Genomic DNA, 3,334 nt, shown 5'->3' with positions numbered 1-3,334 from the left:
CGCCCGGGGCTCCCTGGCCGGAAGGGCCGCCGGCGGGGGCCTGCGGGCCGCCCGTCGCCTGGCCGCCGCCGAAGGCGCCGGAGCCGGGGCCCTGGCCGCCGCCCGTCGCCGGGCCTGCGCCGCCGCCGGTCGAGGGTCCGCCCTGGAAGCCGGAGCCGCCGGGGCCTGCTCCGTAGCCACTCGGGCCGCCGGGTCCGCCCGGGGCTCCCTGGCCGGAAGGGCCGCCGGCGGGGGCCTGCGGGCCGCCCGTCGCCTGGCCGCCGCCGAAGGCGCCGGAGCCGGGGCCCTGGCCGCCGCCCGTCGCCGGGCCTGCGCCGCCGCCCGCGCCGCCTGACGGGTCGACGATGGATTCGACCTTCCACTGCAGGTTGAAGCGCTCCGCGAGGACCTCGCGGAGTACGTCCTCGCTGCCGCCGTTCACGAAGCTGTCGCGGGCGCCGGGGTTGGCAAAGCCGAGCTGGAGCGTGCCGCCGTCGAAGCCGCTCACCTGGGCGTTCTGGCTGAGCAGGATCCACGTGAAACGCCGCCGGTTCTTCACCGCCTCGAGGATGTCCGGCCACATCTGCCGCACGGAGGCGGCTCCCGCCGCGGGGTTGCCGGACGCGTTGCCGGACTGGGGGGTGCTGGCGGGCGGGGTGGCTGCGCCGGGCTGAGGTGCGGACGGCTGCCCGCCGCCATAGCCGCCGCCCTGGGCTCCGCCAGAGCCGCCGGGACCGCCGGGGGCTCCCTGGCCGGAGGGGCCGCCATGACCGCCCGGCTGCCCCGTGCCCGCGGCGCCGGACTGGTCGCCACCGCCCTGCGGACCGGGGTTCCCCGGGCCCGGGTTACCGGCCGCCGATCCACCGCCGGTCTGTCCCGAGCCGGGTGCCACGGCAGCCGGCCAGGCCCCGGGCCGCCGCGGTGCGGCACCGGCTCCGCCGGGCCCGTCATCAGATCCGCCGGGTCGGTCCTGTCCCCCGGCCAGGCCGCCGGGGCCGCCAGGCGCGCTCTGGCCGCCTGGGCCAGTGGGGCCGCCGGCGCCACCAGGTCCGCCCTGGCCGCCGGGGCCACCAGGTCCGCTCTGACTCTCGCCGCCGCCCAAGCCGGAGTTGCCGTGATTGCCGCCGCTCTCCGGGGCGCTCTGGGGTGCGGTCTGGCCGCCTCCCGCACCAGTGCCCGAAGGCCAGGCGCCGGGGCGCTGCCCGGCCTGCGAGCCCTGGCCGGCCCCGGGCGCGGGCGATCCCGCGCCTCCCTGTGCTCCGGTGGCTACGCCCTGAGCAGCGCCTCCGGACTCCGCGCCGGTAGCTGCTGAGCCGCCCTGGGCGGGTCCCTGCCCGGCGCCGTAGCCGCCCTGGGAAGCGGGGCCCGCCTCGGGCCCTGCGCCCGTCCCGTGCCGCGGAGCGCCTGTCGGTGCGGGCCCGCCCTCGGCTCCCGCCTGCTGTCCGGGCGCAATCGGGCCGGCGCCGGCGCCTGTGGCCGGTGCGCCTTCCGGCGCGCCGGCCGAGCCTGCCGGGCCGCCGGCCGCTCCAGCCGCACCGCCAGCGCCACCAGGAACCCCCGCACCGCCAGCGCCGCCAGGCGCCCCCGCACCACCCGCGCCACCGGCGCCGCCAGGCGCCCCCGCGCCTCCGCCGCCCTGCGGCTGCACCGCTCCGCCCCGCGACGCGATCGCCGCCCGCGCCGCCGCGGGTCCCGGTGTGTGCGTCTCGGGCCCCGGTACGTAACCGAGTGGTGCCGGGGCACTCGCCTGGCGCTCCAAGCGGTCCAGGCGGGCCGCGACCGAGCGTTCGTCGCCGTATGCCGCGGGGAGCAGCACCCGGGCGCAGATCAGCTCCAGCTGCAGGCGCGGGGACGTGGCGCCGCGCATTTCCGTCAGGCCCTCGTTGACGAGGTCGGCGGCGCGGCTCAGTTCCGCGGCGCCGAAGACCGAGGCCTGGGCGCGCATGCGTTCCAGGACCTCCTCGGGAACGTCGATCAAGCCCTTTTCGCCCGCGTCCGGGACGGCGGCGAGGATCACCAGGTCGCGGAGGCGCTCCAGCAGGTCGGCTACGAAGCGGCGCGGGTCGTTGCCGCCCTCGATGACGCGGTCGATGACGCCGAAGGCCGCCGCGCCGTCGCCCGCCGCGAAGGCATCCACGACGGCGTCGAGGAGCGAGCCGTCCGTATAGCCGAGCAGGGCGGTGGCCATGGCATACGTCACACCCTGCTCGGCCGCTCCGGCCAGCAGCTGGTCCATGACGGACATGGAGTCACGGACCGAGCCGGCGCCGGCCCGTACGACCAGGGGCAGCACGCCGTCCTCGACGGCGATGGCCTCGCGGTCGCAGACCTCGGCCAGGTATTCGCGCAGGGTGCCCGGCGGGACGAGGCGGAAGGGGTAGTGGTGGGTCCGGGAGCGGATGGTCCCGATGACCTTTTCCGGCTCCGTCGTCGCGAAGATGAACTTGAGGTGCTCGGGCGGCTCTTCGACGACCTTCAGCAGGGCGTTGAAGCCCGCCGAGGTGACCATGTGGGCCTCGTCGATGATGTAGATCTTGTACCGGCTCGAGGCGGGGCCGAAGAAGGCCTTCTCGCGCAGGTCACGGGCGTCGTCCACGCCACCGTGGGACGCCGCGTCGATCTCGATGACGTCGATCGAGCCGGGTCCGCCGCGGGCGAGGTCCCGGCACGACTGGCACTCGCCGCAGGGGGTCGGGGTGGGGCCCTGTTCACAGTTGAGACAGCGGGCCAGGATGCGGGCGCTGGTGGTCTTGCCGCACCCCCGCGGACCACTGAACAGATAGGCGTGATTGACCCGGTTGTTCCGCAGCGCCTGCTGCAGCGGACCGGTCACGTGGTCCTGCCCGATGACCTCGGCGAAGGTCTCGGGTCGGTAACGGCGGTAGAGAGCGAGCTGCGACACGCCTCCGACGATATCGGTGCCGACCGACAAGTGAGCTCGGCCACAGAAACCGCCCGCTCACGGCGGCCGGGACAGCGGCCCCGGCCGCAAGCCCCCCGGAACGCAAGGTGCCCCTCACGCACCCGTCAGAGCCCGCCTACCCTTGCTGCCTTCCGGCCCTGGGGGAGTTCAGTGAGATAACGCCGCGTGAGAGGCAAGGCCCAGCGTACCTGATCCCCGGGGCAGGGAACGAGTTCGCGAGCACCCCTCCACGTCTTGTAATGTTCTCCACGGAGGATTCGCCTAGTGGCCTAGGGCGCACGCTTGGAAAGCGTGTTGGGGGCAACCCCTCACGAGTTCGAATCTCGTATCCTCCGCCAGTGCCTCACCGGGCACTAACGTCGAAGGGCCCCACCGTGCGCGGTGGGGCCCTTCGACGTTCTGCTGCTCGGGGGCGGCGGGGCCGTGCGGGGG

At 75.9% G+C, this 3,334-nt stretch carries 1 protein-coding gene, 1 tRNA gene and 1 other RNA gene; 1 reads left to right on the top strand and 2 read right to left on the bottom strand.

Features of this window, described 5'->3' with window-relative positions; genetic code table 11:
- Positions 1-2,881: DNA polymerase III subunit gamma and tau (locus G5C51_RS40880; protein WP_165245837.1), on the bottom strand; the 2,881-nt coding region annotated here is incomplete at its 3' end.
- A gap of 102 nt (positions 2,882-2,983) precedes the next feature.
- An RNA gene (gene ffs, locus G5C51_RS40875) (signal recognition particle sRNA small type) lies at positions 2,984-3,080 on the bottom strand.
- 72 nt (positions 3,081-3,152) lie between these two features.
- Here ffs and G5C51_RS40870 point away from each other — a divergent pair.
- A tRNA-Ser gene (locus tag G5C51_RS40870) sits at positions 3,153-3,240 on the top strand.
- Positions 3,241-3,334 lie beyond the last annotated feature (94 nt).

This window comes from Streptomyces coryli, assembly GCF_011044975.1.
Classification (GTDB): domain Bacteria; phylum Actinomycetota; class Actinomycetes; order Streptomycetales; family Streptomycetaceae; genus Streptomyces; species Streptomyces coryli.
The sequence above is the reverse complement of the archived record's forward strand: the minus strand, read 5'-3'. Positions and strand labels throughout refer to the sequence as shown.